Consider the following 16,970-nt stretch of genomic DNA (forward strand, 5'->3'; position numbering starts at 1 on the left):
TCAGCTCCGGGTCGCCTTGACCCCGTCCAGGAAGTGCTCCACGGCCGCGCGCCACGCGGCCGGCTGGTCGTAGTGGAGATAGTGGCCGGCGTCGGGGATCTCCGCGTACTGGCCGGCCGGGAGGACGCGGACCATTTCCTGGGCTTCGGCCCGGCCCAGTTCGCCGTCCAGGCCGCGGACCACCAGGGTCGGGCAGCGCACCTGGGCCAGTTCCTCCCAGTGCGCGTCGTGGACCCACGTCGCGCGGGCCGTCAGCATCTGGCGGCGGGAGAAGAGCGGGCGCCAGCCGTCCGGGGCCTCCTGCATGACGTCGGCGAAGAAGGCACCGCGGGCGGGGTCGGGGCGCTCCACCCGGGGGTCCTCCTCGCCGAACCAGCGGCGGGCCGCGTCCTGCGTGGGGAACGGCAGGGGCCAGCGGTGGAACCAGTCCTCCCAGTCCTGCTGGGAGGCTTCGCCGAGGGCGGAGGCGCGCATGTCGCAGATCACCAGCGCCTCGACCAGGTCGGGGCGGCGGGCCGCGAGCTGCCAGGCGGTCAGCGCGCCCATGGAGTGGCCGATCAGGGTCACGGGCGCCAGGCCGAGCTGCTCGACGGCGGCTTCGGCGTCGGCCACGAAGGCCTCGCGGCCCAAGGAGGCCGAGAGGTCCGGGCCGACGGGCAGTTGGTCGCTCAGGCCGTGGCCGCGCTGGTCCAGTGCCACGACGCGGCGGCGCTCGCCGAGCCAGCGGGCGGTGCCGGCCCAGTGGAGGGCGCGGCCCATCAGACCGTGGAGTAACAGGACTCCGGGCAGCTCCGCGGGCGCCGGCCGCGCGGTCGATCGCCGGAACTCCCAGGCGGCCAGGCGCACACCATCGGCCCCTGTCACATCGATGCGCTGTACCACCGCAGATGCACCCCCTTCACTCCCGACCAGACTATCGAACCCGCATTCGAAAACTGGGTTCTCGCCCACAACACCGCTCTTTCGAGTGACCTTGCTCAAGGATTGGCCGCCGCTGCCGATGGAGATCCTTTCCACAGGGAGACGGGCCGCTCGGGGAAGACGGTCCGAAGGGGGTGACCTTGAGAGCTCGGGGCTCCAGGTCACAAGGGGAGGACCGGTCCCGGCGCCGTGAGGCGCCGGGACCGTCCACACCAGGGGCTTGCCGACTACTCCAGCCCCATGACGCCGGCTGCTACCGCTGCTACGGGCGCTTCGCGACGAAGACGTGCGAGGCGACATCCGCCTCCAGCTCGGCAGCCTCCCCGCCGCTGCCGACCAGCACACCGCCCGGGGATTCGGTCACGCTGACCACCGAGCCGGGCTGCACGCCCGCCCGCCGCAGGGTGTACATCAGCTGCGCGTCCGTCTGAATCGGCTCGCCGATCCGGCGGACGATCACGGTCTTGCCCTCCGTACCCGGGTCCAGCTCGGCGAGGCTCACCATCCCCGCGTCGAGGAACGGGTCCGCCTCGGCCTTCTCGCCCAGCTCCTCCAGCCCCGGGATCGGGTTCCCGTACGGCGACTCGGTCGGGTGACGCAGCAGCTCCAGCACCCGCCGCTCCACCGCCTCGCTCATCACGTGCTCCCAGCGGCAGGCCTCGGCGTGCACCTGCTCCCACTCCAGGCCGATGACATCCACGAGCAGGCATTCGGCCAGCCGGTGCTTGCGCATCACGCGCGTCGCCAGCCGCCGGCCCTCCTCCGTCAACTCCAGGTGCCGGTCGCTGGCGACGGCGACCAGCCCGTCCCGCTCCATCCGCGCCACGGTCTGGCTCACCGTCGGGCCGCTCTGATCGAGCCGCTCGGCGATACGGGCGCGCATGGGGACCACACCTTCCTCTTCCAGCTCAAGGATGGTGCGGAGATACATCTCCGTGGTATCGATCAGTCCGGACATTCGTGCCCCTCGGATTGCGTGCGCTGGCCCTGCCCCCAATTCTGACGCATCGGGCGGACAACCGTCCCGTGCCGGGCGGTCACAGCCCGTACAGGACATCCCGCAGCACCTTCGGGCAAGGGATTGACGTCCGTATTGACACGCCCTTGGTCCAGACCGCACGGTGAGCGGCGGACACGCACGCGCACCCACCTCTGGAAGGGCCCTCGGCGTATGAGCGAGAGCAAGCTGGCCGGTCAGTTCTTCGACGCCGCCATCGGCCTGCTGGAGCGGGTGCGGGACGAGGAGGCCTCGCACATCGGCGAGGCCGGCTCCCTCATCGCCGACGCCGTGGCCGCCGGCAAGCGGCTCTTCGCCTTCGGCGCCGGCCACTCCTCGCTGCCCGCCCAGGACGTGGTCTACCGGGCCGGCGGGCTCGCCGTGATGAACTTCCTCGCCGTTCCGGGCACCGTCGGCATCGATGTCATGCCCGCGACGCTGGGCAGCGCCCTGGAGCGGGTCGACGGCCTCGCCGGCGCCGTCCTGGACAGCAGCCCCGCGTCCGACGGCGACGTCCTCGTCATCATCTCCCTCTCCGGGCGCAACGCCCTGCCGGTCGAGATGGCCATGAACGCCCGCGCCATCGGCCTCAAGGTCATCGGCGTGACCTCGGTCGCCTACGCCACCGAGACCAAGTCGCGCCACGTCTCCGGCACCTTCCTCCGCGACCACTGCGACGTCGTCCTCGACAGCAAGATCGCGGTCGGCGACGCCGAGCTGAGCATCGACGGCATCGCAGCGCCCTTCGCCCCCGCCTCCACCGTCGTGACCAGCGCGATCATGCAGGCGGTCATGGCGGCGGCGGCCGGGGAGCTCGCCGCGCGCGGGGTCGAGCCCCCGCTGCTGCGCTCCGGGAACGTCGACGGCGGCCACGAGTGGAACGGCCGGGTGATGCAGGAGTACGGCGACCGGATCTTCTTCCGCCACTGACCGGCCTCCGCCGCCGGCGGGTCGCGCGCAGCGCCCCCATGGACTGCCGGGTCCGCCGCCCGTGGCCCGCCTCCGCCCGCCGACTGACCTCCGCCGCCAGGGAGCCGGGTCCGCCGCCCGTGGCCCGCCTCCGCCCGCCGACTGACCTCCGCCGCCAGGGAGCCGGGTCCGCCGGCCGTGACCGGCCTCCGTGCCGGTGGCCGGGTCCGCCCGCCGGATCCGGAATGCCCCGCCCTGACGCGCGGCTACTTCCCCGGCGCCCCCGGCCCGCCCGGTGCCCCCGCCGCGAGGTCGAGATCGGCCGCGACCCGGGCGGCCACCTCCTCGGCGTACACGGCGTCCGCGCGCTCGAAGGCCGGCCGCGAAGGCCCGCGCAGGAAGGTCAGCGCCCCCAGGGTCCGCCCCCGGCTCCGCAGCACCGTGCACAGCCCGTGCACCGCGCCCTCCGGCCACCGGCGCGCCCGCGCCCACGCCTCGGCCGCCTCCCCGCCCGGCGCGCTCGCCCGCACCGAGCCGATCCGGTCCAGCGCCTGCAACGCCGGATGCCCGGCCTCGTACCGTACGGGGATCGCACCCGGCCCCGGGAGCACCGGCGGCGACGCGACAGCCCGTACGAGCCGGCGCCGCCGCGAGCCGCCCGACGGCTCCAGTACGTCGAGCAGCGCGTGCTCGGCGAAGCCGGCGAGCGCGAACTCCAGGCGTACGGCGGCCGCCTCGGCCGGGTCCTCGCACTCGGCGGCCGCCCGCCCCGCCCGGTGGAGCTGATGGGAGCGGAACCGCAGCTGCGCGGTGTCCAGCTGCTCCTGCCGGGCCTCGGTGACGTCCTGGAACAGCCAGCCCACCCCGAGCGGCACCGGCTCCTCCGCCAGCGGCGAGGCCAGCCGCAGGAACCCGCACCGCCAGCACCGCCGCCGCACCCCCTCCGCCGTGCGCACCGACACCCACAGCTCCACCGGTGCGGGCGGCGCCCCTTCGGCGAGCACGTGCTGGAGTGCGCCCTCCAGCTCCTCCACGCCCTGCGTGAGCAACTCCCCGAGCGGCCGCCCCAGCAACGCGGTGCGGCCGGTGCCGAAAGCGCGCGCGGCATGCGTGTTGACCACGGCGGGCCGCAGGTCCACATCGACGAGGACGACGCCCCACGAGGCGTCCTCCATCAGCGCCTCGCTCAACGCGATGGACCGCTCCAGGTCGATCTGCGCGTGCACCTCGCTGAAGGCGCAGTACACCCCGGCCGGTTTCCCGTCGGCGCCCGGCACCCCGGCGGACTGGGTCCGTACGAGGACGCGTCCGCCGTCCTTGGTCAGCAGCGCGAACTCGTGCACCTGCCGCCCCGGCACGTCCTGGGCGGCCATGAGTCTGTCGTGTACGTCCTGCGCGTCGGCGGCCCGCACCGCCCACCCGGCGAACCCCTCGCGCCCTACGGCCTCGGCGGCGGACCAGCCCAGGATCCGCTCGGCCTCCCTGTTCCAGTGCGTGATCACGCCGTCGGAGTCGAACGCGCACAGGGCGGCGTCCATCCCGTCGAGCAGCGCTGCGAGCAGATCGTCGGTGGTCTCCCCACGTCCGGAAGCACTCACCTGGCACCCCCTGCAGGTGTTCGCGTGTGCGGCACGTCAGATCATTGAACTGGAACGTGACGCAGCCCACACCGCGTTCTGGGAAATCGATGTACCCGTGGATGCCGTGGACGGTACGGCCACAGTGGAATCCGTGAGAGCAGACACCCCCGGGAGCAGGGACGAAACGGCTCACGGACTCCCAGCCGCAAGGCCGGGCACCGGCGTCGAACATGGGCGAGGGCAGACCGGCGGGAACCGCACCTGGACCCGTCGGCGGAACGCCGGATCCGCTGCTGCGCCAGCGGTCATGGCAGAGACCGGGAGCGGTGACGCTCCCCGCAGAACGGCAAGCCGGGTGTTCGTTCTGGCAAAGGGAGGCGAGCCGCTCATGCCCTGCCACCCTGCCCGTGCCCGCGAGTTGCTCGACAGAGGACGTGCCGTCGTAGCAAGGCGCGCTCCCTTCACCATCCGGCTCAAGCACCGAACCCGTGCTGGCTCCGTCGTCGCGGGCGTACAGCTGCGCCTCGACCCCGGCTCGAAGGCGACAGGGGTCGCTGTGATCGCAGCAAAACCCACCATGGGTACACCACCGGCGACCTGGTGCGAGCCGTCGTTCCCCGGGGGAAATGGGTCGGCATCTGGGTGGGACGCATCGCGGTCCGGACGAGCGGTCAGCATCGCATCACCACGTTGACCAGCCGTTTCGACGTCTCCTACCGGCATCTCCGGCTGCTCCAGAGGGCCGATGGGTACACCTACGGATTCACGCCCGAAATTCGGTTGAGCGGAGAGCACAGGGCTGCTTAGGGTGGTCGCACACTGAAAGGAGGTGATCCCGGAAATGTATGAAATCCGGACGCGTGAGGTGGCTGCGGGCTAAGCGCCCGTCGTCGCACGCACCCAGTGCGGTGCCCGGCGGGATCGCCAGGCGCCAATCCACAGCAGTCACCCGACCCGCGGGCTCGCCGGTACGTCCGGCCGGCTTCTCTCACTGCAGGAGAGACCCGAGCCCGCGGGTCGTCTGTTTTTCCGGGCCGGCCACGGCCTGCGGGACCACGGGCTACGGGACCACGGGCTACGGGCAGAGGCGCTCGACGCGCCACTTGCCGCCGTCCAGGACGTACCGCAGCCGGTCGTGGAGACGGTTCTCGTGGCCCTGCCAGAATTCCACCGCGTCCGGGGTGACCCGCAGGCCGCCCCACTGCGGCGGGACCGGTACCTGTTCGTCCTCGGGGTAGCGGGCGGCGAGCTCGGCGTAGTGCCGGTCCAGTTCCGCGCGGGAGCCGATCACGCTGGACTGGTCGCTCGCCCAGGCGCCCAGCTGGGAGCCGTGGGGGCGGGAGCGGAAGTACGCCGCCGTCTCGTCGCGGCCGATACGGGCCGCCGTGCCGGTGACGATGACCTGGCGGGCGATGGCGTGCCAGGGGAAGAGCAGGGCGACGTGCGGGTTCTCGGCCAGCTCGCGGCCCTTGCGGGAGCGGTAATTGGTGAAGAAGACGAAGCCGCGCTCGTCGAACTGCTTCAGCAGGACCGTGCGCGAACTGGGCCGGCCGTCCGGGGTGGCCGTGGAGACGACCATGGCGTTCGGTTCGAAGAGCTGCGCGTCGGCGGCCTGCTGGAACCACCGCGCGAACTGCCGCATGGGGTCCTCGGCGAGGCTCTCCTCGGCGAGGATCTGCGAGCGGTACTGCTTGCGCATGACGGCGGGGTCAAGGTCATGGTCGGTCACGCGTGCCATCCTGCCGCAGGACGACGGTGGGCGGTGTGCCGTATGTCACGCTTCCGCAGGCCATCGGGAACGGACAAAATCTTGGGGCCGGTCCGAAGGTTCCCGCACGGGTGACCATCGGCCGTGCCGGGCATCAACGGGGATGACCGCGCCGGACCGCGAGTCACGCCGGGAGCCGCGCGTGTTCGCACTATCTGAGGAGCCGCCTGATGTCCGACTTCGTACCCGGGCTCGAAGGGGTCGTCGCGTTCGAGACGGAGATCGCCGAGCCCGACAAGGAAGGCGGAGCCCTCCGCTACCGGGGTGTAGACATCGAAGACCTCGTCGGCCACGTCTCCTTCGGGAACGTCTGGGGCCTGCTCGTCGACGGTGCCTTCAACCCCGGCCTGCCGGCCGCCGAGCCCTTCCCGATCCCCGTCCACTCCGGTGACATCCGTGTCGACGTGCAGTCCGCGCTCGCCATGCTCGCCCCCGTGTGGGGTCTGAAACCGCTGCTCGACATCGACGAGCGCACCGCACGCGACAATCTCGCGCGGGCCGCCGTGATGGCGCTGTCGTACGTCGCCCAGTCCGCCCGCGGCCAGGGCCGGCCGATGGTGCCCCAGCGGGAGATCGACAAGGCCGAGTCCGTGGTCGAGCGGTTCATGATCCGCTGGCGGGGCGAGCCGGACCCGCGGCACGTCAAGGCCGTCGACGCGTACTGGACCTCGGCCGCCGAGCACGGCATGAACGCCTCGACCTTCACGGCGCGGGTGATCGCCTCCACCGGTGCGGACGTGGCGGCGGCGCTGTCCGGCGCGGTCGGCGCCATGTCGGGCCCGCTGCACGGCGGGGCGCCGTCGCGCGTCCTCGGCATGATCGAGGAGATCGAGCGCACCGGCGACGCCGTGGCGTACGTGAAGAAGGCCCTGGACAAGGGCGAGCGGCTGATGGGCTTCGGGCACCGCGTGTACCGCGCGGAGGACCCGCGCGCCCGCGTCCTGCGGCGTACGGCCAAGGAGCTGGACGCCCCGCGCTACGAGGTGGCCGCCGCGCTGGAGAAGGCTGCGCTGGAGGAGCTGCACGCGCGCCGTCCCGACCGGGTGCTGGCCACCAACGTGGAGTTCTGGGCCGCGATCATGCTCGACTTCGCGGAGGTTCCGGCGCACATGTTCACCTCCATGTTCACGTGCGCCCGTACGGCCGGGTGGTCGGCGCACATCCTGGAGCAGAAGCGCACGGGCCGCCTGGTCCGCCCGTCGGCCCGGTACGTCGGCCCGGCCCGGCGCGACCCCCGCGACATCGAGGGCTACGAGGGCATCGCCTGATCACTCGCCGCCGAACGCCGGGCGCCGTATCCCGTACCGGGGTGCGGCGCCCGTCGCGTTTCAGCCCAGGGCGGCGTCCAGGATCCGGGACCACTGGGCGACCACGCGGGCGCGGCGGGCCGTGTCGTCGGTGAGGACGTTGGCCAGGCCGAGGCCGCGGGCCATGTCGAGGAAGCCCTGCACGGTCTCCCGTACGCCGGGGACGGACTCGTCGGCGCCCAGGAGCTCGACGGCGATGCGGTGGGTCTCGCGGCCGACGCGCGCCTCCAGCTCGGTCACCTGGGGGCGCAGTTGCTCCTCGTTGGAGGCGGCGACCCACAGCTGGAGGGCGGCGCGGAAGAGGGCGCCGGTGTACAGGTCCACGAGCGCCTCCACCACCGCGGGGCGGGCCACCGGGCCGGCGTGGAAGAGGTCGCGCAGGGCGGTGGACCGCTCCTCCGCGACGTACGCGACGGCCGCGGTGAACAGGGCCTCGCGGGTCGGGAAGTGGTGCTGGGCGGCGCCTCGCGAGACCCCGGCCCGTTCGGCGACGACGGAGACGGTGGAGCCCGCCCAGCCGTGTTCCGCCAGGCAGGAGACGGCCGCCTCCAGGAGATGGCGCCGGGTGGCACGGCTGCGCGCCTGCTTGGGGCCGGAGCGGGTGTGGGTGTGGGGGTGGGCGTCGGGGCGGGAGTCGGCACGGGAGTCGGCGCGGGGGTCGGGGTCCGTCACAGCGACCATGACGGGTCCCGGCGCTCGAAGCGGGCGGTGATGCCCTCACGGGCCTCGTCGGAGGCGAAGAGCGACGCGGAGAGTCCGGTCAGGCGGGCGCCGTCACGGTCCAGGGTTTCCCGTACGGCGGCGGTCGTCAGCGCCTTCGAGGCGGCCAGGCCCTGCGGGGAGGCCTTGCGCAGGCCGGCCAGGACGGGTTCCAGGGCCTGGTCCACGTCCTGCGCGTGCAGGGTGAGCAGGCCGATCCGGGTGGCCTCGGCGGCGTCGAAGCGCTCGGCGGTGAGGAAGTAGCGGGCGGCCGCGCGCGGGTCGAGCCGCGGGAGCAGCGGCATCGAGATCACGGCGGGGGCCAGGCCGAGGTGGGTTTCGGTGAACGCGTACGAGGACTGCGGCCCGGCGGCGGCGATGTCGCAGACGCCGAGCAGGCCGAGGCCGCCGGCGCGGACGTGACCGGTGACCCGGGCGACGACGGGCTTGGGCAGCTCGGCGATCTCGCGGAGCAGGGCGAGGAAGTCGGCGGGGTCGCAGGGGGACTTGAGGTCGGCGCCGGCGCAGAAGGTGGTGCCGGTGTGGGTGAGGACGATCGCCCGGACCGCGGGGTCCGCGGCGGCGGTGTCGAGCGCGGTGCGGAGTTCGCGGACGAGGTCCGCGGAGAGCGCGTTGCGGTTGGCCGGGGAGTCCAGCGTGAGGGTGGTGAGGCCGGCCGCCGTTGCGGCGTGCAGGAGTGGGGCCATGTCTCCTCCGGAGCGGGTGAGCGGTTCGGGCGGATGTACGGGGCGGGCGGGGCCTCCCCCGGGGAGGGTAAGCGGGCGGGGCCTCCCCCGGCCAAGCCGCCCTCCGGCGGCGCCGCGGCGACGCCCCGGGGGCGCCCATCCGCCTCCGGCGGGTCGGGACGAACCGCGGGACCCGCCGGGCGGCGGCCGCTGGTCCGCCGACCGAGCCGCACCCGGCCGGAGGCGACCAGGGCGCCACCCCGCGCGGGCGGGCCCGGGGTCGGACCGGTCGGCGGGGCGGCGTGGGGCAGCGGGCGGGCCCGATGGCGGGGCGAGGGGTGGTGCTGCTGCCGCGCGCGGTCCGGCCAGGAGGACTTTCCGTGGGTCAGTAGGACTTGGGGAGGCCCAGGGTCTGGTGGGAGACGAAGTTGAGGATCATCTCGCGGCTGACGGGGGCGATGCGGGCCACCCGGGAGGCCGTGATGAGGGAGGCGAGGCCGTATTCGCGGGTGAGGCCGTTTCCGCCCAGGGTGTGGACGGACTGGTCCACCGCCCTCACGCAGGCCTCCGCGGCGGCGTACTTCGCCATGTTCGCCGCCTCGCCCGCCCCCATGTCGTCGCCCGCGTCGTAGAGACGGGCCGCCTTCTGCATCATCAGGCGGGCCAGTTCCAGCTCGATGTGGACCTGCGCGAGGGGGTGCGCGAGGGCCTGGTGCGCGCCGATGGGCTCCTTCCACACCTGGCGGGTCTTGGCGTAGTCGACGGCCTTGGCGACGGCGTAACGGCCCATGCCGATGGCGAAGGCGGCGGTCATGATGCGTTCGGGGTTGAGGCCGGCGAAGAGCTGGAGCAGGCCCGCGTCCTCGTCGCCGACCAGGGCGTCCGCGGGCAGCCGCACCTCGTCCAGGACCAGTTCGAACTGCTTCTCCGCGGCGTGGATTTCCATGTCGATGACGGAGCGGGAGAAGCCGGGGGTGTTGCGCGGGACGATGAACAGGCACGGCTTGAGGCGGCCGCTGCGGGCATCCTCCGTGCGGCCGACGATGAGGGTGGCGTCGGCGATGTCGACGCCGGAGATGAAGACCTTGCGGCCGTTCAGGATCCACTCCTGGCCCTCGCGGCGGGCGGTGGTGGTGATGCGGTGGGAGTTGGAACCCGCGTCGGGTTCGGTAATGCCGAAGGCCATGGTGCGGCTGCCGTCGGCGAGGCCGGGGAGCCAGGCCTGCTTCTGGGCGTCGGTGCCGAAGCGGGAGATGACCGTGCCGCAGATGGCGGGCGAGACGACCATCATGAGCAGCGGACAGCCCGCGGCGCCCAGTTCTTCGAGGACGATGGACAGTTCGGCGATGCCGCCGCCCCCGCCGCCGTACTCCTCGGGGAGGTTGACGCCGAGGTAGCCGAGCTTGGCGGCGTCGGCCCACAGCGCGTCGGGGTGGCCGCCTTCGCGGGCGACACGGGCGAGGTACTCGCGGCCGTAGCGCTGCCCGAGGGCGGCGACCGCCGTGCGCAGGGCCTTGTGCTCATCAGTTTCGAGTACAGAGGTTCCGATGACAGAGCTCATGCGTGCGTTTCCTCCTGTGCTTCCTGGACCACGGCGAGCAGGGCGCCGAATTCGACCTGTTGGCCGGTGGCGGCGTGGAGTGCGGTGAGCGTGCCGGAGGAGGGCGAGACGATGCGGTGCTCCATCTTCATGGCCTCCAGCCAGAGCAGGGGCTGCCCGGCGGTGACGGGGCAGCCGGGGGCGAGGCCCTGCGCGACGCGGACGACGGTGCCGGGCATGGGGGCGAGCAGGGAGCCGGGTTCGGTGCGGTCCTGGGGATCGGCGAACCGGGGGACGGGGGTGAGGGTGTGGGCGCCGAGCGCGGAGTCGACGTAGACCTCGGCTCTGTTCGATTTATGTTTCACGTGGAACAGTCGTCGGATCCCGTCGACTTCGAGGGCGACAAGCGTGCGCTCGGCGGACAGGACGCGGATGCCCGGGTGGTCCAGGAGCTCCGGCGGGCCGCTGCGGGCGGGGTGGTAGCGGACCTCGTAGGCGGTACCGGCCGCGCTGTAGCGGCGGGTCTGCGGCTGGGAGCGGACATTGCGCCAGCCGCCGAGGCGGAGGGTGAGCGGGGCGTCCGGGTCCGGGGCCGCCTCCGCGAGGGCGGCGGCGACGGCCGACAGGGTGGCGTCCGGAGCGCCCTCGGTGAGGTCGGCGAGGTGGCGGTCGTAGAAGCCGGTGTCGAGCTGTCCCGCCGTGAAGTCCGGGTGGCGCAGGGACCGTACGAGGAGCTCGCGGTTGGACGTGAGCCCGTGGATGCGTGCACCGGCCAGGGCGTGGGCGAGGACCCGTACGGCCTCGGCGCGGGTGGGGGCGTGGGCGACGACCTTGGCCAGCATGGGGTCGTAGTGGATGCCGACCGTGTCCCCGTCGGCGAAACCGGTGTCGACACGGACCGTGCCGGGGACGGCGAGGGTGTGCAGGACGCCGGTCTGCGGGCGCCAGTCCTGGGCCGGGTCCTCGGCGTAGAGGCGGGCCTCGACGGCGTGGCCCGTGGGCTCGGGAGGCGTCGGCGGCAAGGCCTCGCCCTCGGCGATGCGCAGCTGGAGGGCGACGAGGTCGAGACCGAAGACGGCTTCGGTGACGGGGTGTTCCACCTGGAGCCGGGTGTTCATCTCCAGGAAGTACGGGCGGCCGTCGGCGGCGACGAGGAACTCGACGGTGCCGGCGCCCCGGTAGGAAACGGCCCGGGCGGCGGCGACCGCCGAGGCGTGCAGGGCGGCGCGCAGGGACGCGGGGAGTCCGGGCGCCGGGGCCTCCTCGATGACCTTCTGGTGGCGCCGCTGGAGGGAGCAGTCGCGGGTGCCGAGCGCCCAGACGGTGCCGTGGGCGTCGGCCAGGATCTGCACCTCGACGTGGCGGCCGCGCTCGACGTAGGGCTCCGCGAAGACCTCGCCGTCGCCGAAGGCCGCGCGCGCCTCGGCGGAGGCGGCGTCGAACGCCTCCTTGAGACCGGCGAGGTCGCGGACCACGCGCATCCCGCGCCCGCCGCCGCCCGCGGCGGCCTTGAGCAGCAGGGGCAGATCGGCGGCGGTGGCGCGGGCCGGGTCGACGGGATCGAGGAGCGGCACACCGGCGGCGCGCATCAGTTCCTTGGCCCGGGTCTTGGAGGCCATGGCCTCGATGGCCTCGGGGGGCGGGCCGATCCAGGTCAGGCCGGCGGCCAGGACCTCTCGGGCGAAGCCCGCGTTCTCGGAGAGGAAACCGTAGCCGGGGTGGACGGCGTCGGCCCCGGCGGCGAGCGCGGCTTTGATGATCAGATCGCCGCGCAGGTAGGTGTCGGCGGGAGCCGCGCCGGGGAGGCGTACGGCCGCGTCGGCGTCCCGGACGTGCAGGGCGTGGGCGTCGGGATCGGAGTGGACGGCAACGGTGGCCAGGCCCAGGGCTCGGGCCGTGCGGAAGATCCGGACGGCGATCTCGCCGCGGTTGGCCACCAGTACGGCGGACAGGAGTGTGCGGGGCAGGGTCATGTGCGGGCTCACATCCGGAAGACGCCGAAGCCGCCGCGGGCGCCCTCGACGGGGGCGTTGTGGACGGCCGACAGGCACAGGCCGAGGATGGTGCGGGTGTCGCGCGGGTCGATGACCCCGTCGTCGTACAGCCGCCCGGACAGGAACATCGGCAGGGACTCCGACTCGATCTGCGCCTCCACGAAGGCCCTCATCCCGGCGTCGGCCTCCTCGTCGTACGCCTGCCCCTTCGCGGCGGCGGACTGCCGCGACACGATGGAGAGCACGCCGGCGAGCTGCTGGGGTCCCATGACGGCGGACTTGGCGCCGGGCCAGGCGAAGAGGAAGCGGGGCTCGAAGGCGCGGCCGCACATGCCGTAGTGGCCGGCTCCGTAGGAGGCTCCGATGAGGACGGAGAGGTGGGGGACGCGGGAGTTGGAGACCGCGTTGATCATCATCGAGCCGTGCTTGATGATGCCGCCCTGCTCGTACTCCTTGCCCACCATGTAGCCGGTGGTGTTGTGAAGGAAGAGGAGCGGGATGTCCCGCTGGTTGGCGAGCTGGATGAACTGCGCGGCCTTCTGCGACTCGGCGCTGAACAGCACGCCCTGGGCGTTGGCGAGGATGCCCACCGGGTAGCCGTGGAGCGTGGCCCAGCCGGTGACCAGGCTGGTGCCGTAGAGGGGCTTGAACTCGTCGAAGTCGGAGGCGTCGACGATGCGGGCGATGATCTCGCGAGGATCGAAGGGCGTCTTGAGGTCGGCCGGGACGATGCCGAGGAGCTCCTCGGGGTCGTACGTCGGCTCCTCGGCCCGGGGTGGATGTGGCTGCGCCCTTCGGTGGCCCAGGCGGGCCACGACGCGGCGGGCCCGGCGGATCGCGTCGGGCTCGTCGAGGGCGTAGTAGTCGGCGAGCCCGGAGGTACGGGCGTGCATGTCGGCACCGCCGAGGGACTCGTCGTCGCTCTCCTCGCCCGTGGCCATCTTGACGAGGGGCGGACCGCCGAGGAACACCTTGGAACGGTCCTTGATCATGATGGTGTGGTCGGACATGCCGGGGATGTACGCGCCTCCGGCGGTGGAGTTGCCGAAGACGACGGCGATGGTCGGGATGCCGTCGGCCGAGAGCCGGGTGATGTCGCGGAAGATCGCGCCGCCCGGGATGAAGATCTCCTTCTGGGAGGGGAGGTCGGCGCCGCCGGACTCGACGAGGCTGATGCAGGGCAGGCGGTTCTGCCGGGCGATCTCGTTGGCCCGCAGGGCCTTCTTCAGGGTCCAGGGGTTGCTGGCGCCGCCGCGGACGGTGGGGTCGTTGGCGGTGACGAGGCATTCGACGCCCTCGACCGTGCCGATGCCGGTGACCATCGAGGCGCCGACGGGGTAGTCGCTGCCCCAGGCCGCGAGCGGGGACAGCTCCAGGAAGGGGGTGTCCGGGTCGAGGAGCAGCTCGATGCGTTCGCGGGCCAGGAGTTTGCCGCGGGTGCGGTGGCGGGCGGTGTACTTCTCGCCGCCGCCTTCGAGGGCCTTGGCGTGCTCGGCGTCGAGGGCGGCGAGGCGTTCGAGGGCGGCGGCGCGGGCGGCGAGGTGGTCCGGGGCGAGGGGGTCGACGGTGGTGGCGAGGCGGGTCATGGGCGGGTCACCTCCGGTGGGGTTGCGGTCGTGGGGGCCGGCGCCGGCGCCTCGGCGGCGGGCGGAACCGGGGCCGGGCCTGGGCCCCAGGGGCGGGCCTCGACCTGGGCCGCCACAGCGGGCGGCGGAGCCGGGGCCGGGCCAGTGCCCGAGGGACGGGGCGGGGGTGGGAGGAGGTCGGCCGGGATGTCGAGGTGGCGGGCGCGCAGCCACTCGCCGAGGGCCTTGGCCTGGGGATCGAAGCGGTGGCCGGAGGCCACGCCGTCGCCGAGGATGCCGGTGACGGTGAAGTTCAGGGCGCGGAGGTTGGGCAGGACGTGCCGGACCACCGCGTGCGGCCGGGTCTCCGGGAGCAGTGCCTTGAACACGTCCACGGTGAGGACGTCCTGGAGCCAGTACCAGGCGGCGTCGGACTCGGCCCAGACTCCGACATTCGCGTCACCGCCCTTGTCCCCGCTGCGGGCCCCGACCAGTGCGCCCAAGGGGGCGCGTGTGGTGGGCCTTGCGGGGCGCTCCCCCGCCCCGCCCCTGCCCCCGGTACCCCCGTGCGGCTCCGCCGCGGGGGCCGGCTCCGCCCCGGACCGCCTCGTCTCGCGCTCCCCCGCACTCCGCCCGGGGGTGCCTCCTGGCGAGGCTGGAGGCGCGCCGGGCCCCGCCGGCGGGAACGAGTGGGTGGCGGGCCGGGCCAGTGGGGCCGGGGGCGGCGGAGGGGAAGGGGGCCGGGTGGGGGCGGTGGGCGGGGGGATCGGGAGGCGGGAGGAGTCCGGGAGGACTGCCGTGTGGGGGGCCGAGCGGGAGGGGACGGAGGCCGGGGTGAAGATTCCGTACGGCTGGGCCGGGGCGGGTGGGGAGGTGACGTGGAAGCCCGGGTAGCTGCCCAGGGCCAGTTCGATGGCCGCCGAGGTCAGGGCGCGGCCGACGGGTTCCGGGGACGGGTCGCGGACCACCAGGCGCAGGAGGGCACTGGCCGTCTCCTCCGTCGGGGCGTCCTCGTGGTCGGTGCGCGACAGGGTCCAGGCGGACTCGGCCACCCCCGCCAGGACGTCGGCCAGTTGGGCCCGGACCAGATCCGCCTTCGCCTCGATGTCCAGGCCGGGCAGGACGAAGACCACCTCGTTGCGCCAGCCGCCGATGCGGGTGATGCCGACCTTGAGGGTGGACGGCGGGGGCTCGCCCTCGACTCCCGTGATGCGCACGCGATCGGGGCCCGACTCCTCCAGGCGGATCGTGTCGAGGCGGGCGGTCACGTCCGGGCCGAGGTAGCGCACGCCCTGGGTCTCGTAGAGGAGTTGGGCGGTGACGGTGCCGGTGGTGACGGCTCCGCCCGTGCCCGGGTGCTTCGTGATCACGGATGATCCGTCCTCGGAGACCTCGGCGAGGGGGAAGCCCGGGCGGCGGACGTCGTGCGCGGTGAAGAAGGCGTAGTTGCCTCCGGTGGCCTGCGTGCCGCATTCCAGGACGTGGCCGGCGACCACCGCTCCCGCCAGCCGGTCGTAGTCGTCGGGCGCCCAGTCGAACCACCAGGCGGCCGGGCCGCTGACCAGCGCCGCGTCCGTGACCCGCCCGGTCACGACCACGTCCGCGCCCGCCCGCAGGCAGGCGGTGATCCCGGCGCCGCCGAGGTAGGCGTTGGCCGTCAGGGCATCGTCCCCGTACGGCATCAGGTCGTCGCCCTCGACGTGGGCGACGGAGACCGGGATGCCCACCTCGCCCGCCAGGGCGCGGACGGCGGCGGCGAGTCCGGCCGGGTTGAGGCCGCCCGCGTTGGCGACGATCCGTACGCCCCGCTCGTGCGCGAGCCCGAGCCCGTCCTCCAGCTGGCGCAGGAAGGTCTTGGCGTAGCCGAGGTCCGGGTTCTTCAGGCGGTCGCGGCCGAGGATCAGCATGGTCAGCTCGGCCAGGTAGTCCCCGGTCACCACGTCCAGCGGGCCGCCGGTCAGCATCTCGCGCAGGGCGCTGAAGCGGTCCCCGTAGAAGCCGGAGGCATTGCCGATGCGCAGGGGGCGGCGGCGGCCGGGCACCGGGGACCGGCTCATCGGCCGGTCTCCGCCGCCGGATTCGGCGTCGGATTCGGCGTCGGTGGCGGCTCAGGTGTCGCCTCAGGCGCCGCCTCAGGCGCCGCCTCAGGCCTCGGCGCGCGGCCCGGGCCGGCCGGGCCCGCGAAGGCCTGGGCGATGTCCAGCCAGCGGTCCGCATCGGGGCCGGTGGCGCTCAGGGCCAGGTCCGCCCGGTGGGCCCGCTGCGTCACCAGGAGGCAGAAGTCGAGCGCCGGGCCCGTGATCCGCTGCGGAGCCTGCGCGGGACCGTACGTCCATGCGTCCGCACCGTCGGGCGCGGTCAGTTCGACCCGGAACTCCTCGGCCGGGGCGGGCAGTCCGCGTACGGCGTAGGCGTAGTCGCGGGCCCGTACGCCGATCCGGGCCACGTGCCGCAGCCGCGCGGTCGGCGTGCGGCGTACGCCGAGCGCGTCGGCGACGTCCTGGCCGTGCGCCCAGGTCTCCATGAGGCGGGCGCTCGCCATCGAGGCGGCCTTCATCGGCGGCCCGTACCAGGGGAAGCGGGTGTCGGGCGAGGCCCCGGCGAGCGCCTCGTCGAGAGCGGCCCGCCCGGCGCGCCAGCGGTCCAGCAGCTCGGCGGGCGCCAGCGCCGCGCCCTCCTCCGCGCCCTCGTCGACGAAGGAGTCGGGCGCCTTCAGAGCCTCCTCGACCATGCGGCCGAAGCCGGTGGCGTCGGTGAGCGAGAGCAGCGTGGCCCGGTCGGTCCAGTGCAGGTGGGCGATCTGGTGGGCGACCGTCCAACCGGGCGCGGGGGTGGCCAGGGCCCAAGTCGGCGCGGGCAATTCCCGTACCAGGGCATCGAGTTCCTGCCCCTCCTCACGCAGATCGGCGAAGACGGAGACAGCGGACGGATCGAGCACGGTACGGCTCCCCTCTCGGCGTGAGGGGAAGAGTGGCAGCCTCCGGTAAAACAATCAAGCACGCTT

General features: G+C 73.6%; 14 protein-coding genes. 3 read left to right on the plus strand and 11 right to left on the minus strand.

Annotation, left to right across the window (positions count from 1 at the left end):
• Positions 1-882, minus strand: a complete 882-nt coding sequence (locus tag ABZX75_RS08795) for an alpha/beta hydrolase (RefSeq protein WP_355409304.1) — start codon at positions 880-882, stop codon at positions 1-3.
• Positions 883-1,183: 301 nt separating this feature from the next.
• Positions 1,184-1,879 (minus strand): metal-dependent transcriptional regulator, encoded by a 696-nt coding sequence (locus tag ABZX75_RS08800; RefSeq protein ID WP_355409306.1) that lies wholly within the window; start codon positions 1,877-1,879, stop codon positions 1,184-1,186.
• Between the two features lie 213 nt (positions 1,880-2,092).
• Between ABZX75_RS08800 and ABZX75_RS08805 the strand changes: the two genes are divergently transcribed.
• The gene (locus ABZX75_RS08805) at positions 2,093-2,848 is read left to right on the plus strand and encodes an SIS domain-containing protein (protein ID WP_355409308.1); all 756 of its coding nucleotides are present in this window, start codon (positions 2,093-2,095) and stop codon (positions 2,846-2,848) included.
• 245 nt (positions 2,849-3,093) lie between these two features.
• Here the strand turns inward: ABZX75_RS08805 and ABZX75_RS08810 are convergent, their stop codons facing one another.
• Positions 3,094-4,425 carry a PAS domain-containing protein gene (locus ABZX75_RS08810; protein ID WP_355409309.1) on the minus strand — a complete coding sequence of 444 codons (1,332 nt, stop codon included), beginning with the start codon at positions 4,423-4,425 and terminating at the stop codon, positions 3,094-3,096.
• A 289-nt stretch (positions 4,426-4,714) separates the two neighbouring features.
• Between ABZX75_RS08810 and ABZX75_RS08815 the strand changes: the two genes are divergently transcribed.
• Positions 4,715-5,101, plus strand: a complete 387-nt coding sequence (locus tag ABZX75_RS08815) for an RRXRR domain-containing protein (RefSeq protein WP_355409313.1) — start codon at positions 4,715-4,717, stop codon at positions 5,099-5,101.
• 381 nt (positions 5,102-5,482) lie between these two features.
• Here the strand turns inward: ABZX75_RS08815 and pdxH are convergent, their stop codons facing one another.
• Complete coding sequence (gene pdxH, locus ABZX75_RS08820; protein WP_355409598.1) at positions 5,483-6,106, minus strand: pyridoxamine 5'-phosphate oxidase; 624 nt, start codon at positions 6,104-6,106, stop codon at positions 5,483-5,485.
• 239 nt (positions 6,107-6,345) lie between these two features.
• Between pdxH and ABZX75_RS08825 the strand changes: the two genes are divergently transcribed.
• Positions 6,346-7,443 (plus strand): citrate synthase 2, encoded by a 1,098-nt coding sequence (locus tag ABZX75_RS08825; RefSeq protein WP_355409315.1) that lies wholly within the window; start codon positions 6,346-6,348, stop codon positions 7,441-7,443.
• Positions 7,444-7,503: 60 nt separating this feature from the next.
• On the opposite strand, the gene ABZX75_RS08830 is transcribed toward ABZX75_RS08825, so the two are convergent.
• The 7 genes from ABZX75_RS08830 to ABZX75_RS08860 form a co-directional block, all read right to left on the minus strand.
• On the minus strand, positions 7,504-8,163 hold the full coding sequence (locus ABZX75_RS08830) for a TetR/AcrR family transcriptional regulator (RefSeq protein ID WP_355409317.1): 660 nt from the start codon (positions 8,161-8,163) through the stop codon (positions 7,504-7,506).
• Positions 8,151-8,888 (minus strand): enoyl-CoA hydratase family protein, encoded by a 738-nt coding sequence (locus ABZX75_RS08835; protein WP_355409319.1) that lies wholly within the window; start codon positions 8,886-8,888, stop codon positions 8,151-8,153. Before ABZX75_RS08835 ends, ABZX75_RS08830 begins: the two co-directional genes overlap by 13 nt.
• A 364-nt stretch (positions 8,889-9,252) precedes the next feature.
• Positions 9,253-10,428, minus strand: a complete 1,176-nt coding sequence (locus ABZX75_RS08840) for an acyl-CoA dehydrogenase family protein (protein WP_355409321.1) — start codon at positions 10,426-10,428, stop codon at positions 9,253-9,255.
• Complete coding sequence (locus tag ABZX75_RS08845) at positions 10,425-12,380, minus strand: biotin carboxylase N-terminal domain-containing protein (RefSeq protein ID WP_355409323.1); 1,956 nt, start codon at positions 12,378-12,380, stop codon at positions 10,425-10,427. The genes ABZX75_RS08840 and ABZX75_RS08845 overlap by 4 nt, the downstream gene beginning before the upstream one ends.
• Positions 12,381-12,388: 8 nt before the next feature.
• Positions 12,389-13,987 carry a carboxyl transferase domain-containing protein gene (locus ABZX75_RS08850; protein ID WP_355409325.1) on the minus strand — a complete coding sequence of 533 codons (1,599 nt, stop codon included), beginning with the start codon at positions 13,985-13,987 and terminating at the stop codon, positions 12,389-12,391.
• A complete protein-coding gene (locus tag ABZX75_RS08855; protein ID WP_355409327.1) occupies positions 13,984-16,023 on the minus strand; it encodes an acyclic terpene utilization AtuA family protein in 2,040 nt (679 codons plus the stop codon). Before ABZX75_RS08855 ends, ABZX75_RS08850 begins: the two co-directional genes overlap by 4 nt.
• A complete protein-coding gene (locus ABZX75_RS08860; RefSeq protein ID WP_355409329.1) occupies positions 16,020-16,904 on the minus strand; it encodes a TIGR03084 family metal-binding protein in 885 nt (294 codons plus the stop codon). Before ABZX75_RS08860 ends, ABZX75_RS08855 begins: the two co-directional genes overlap by 4 nt.
• Positions 16,905-16,970: the final 66 nt, after the last annotated feature.

Source organism: Streptomyces sp. NPDC003038, from assembly GCF_040611115.1.
Taxonomy (GTDB): Bacteria; Actinomycetota; Actinomycetes; order Streptomycetales; family Streptomycetaceae; genus Streptomyces.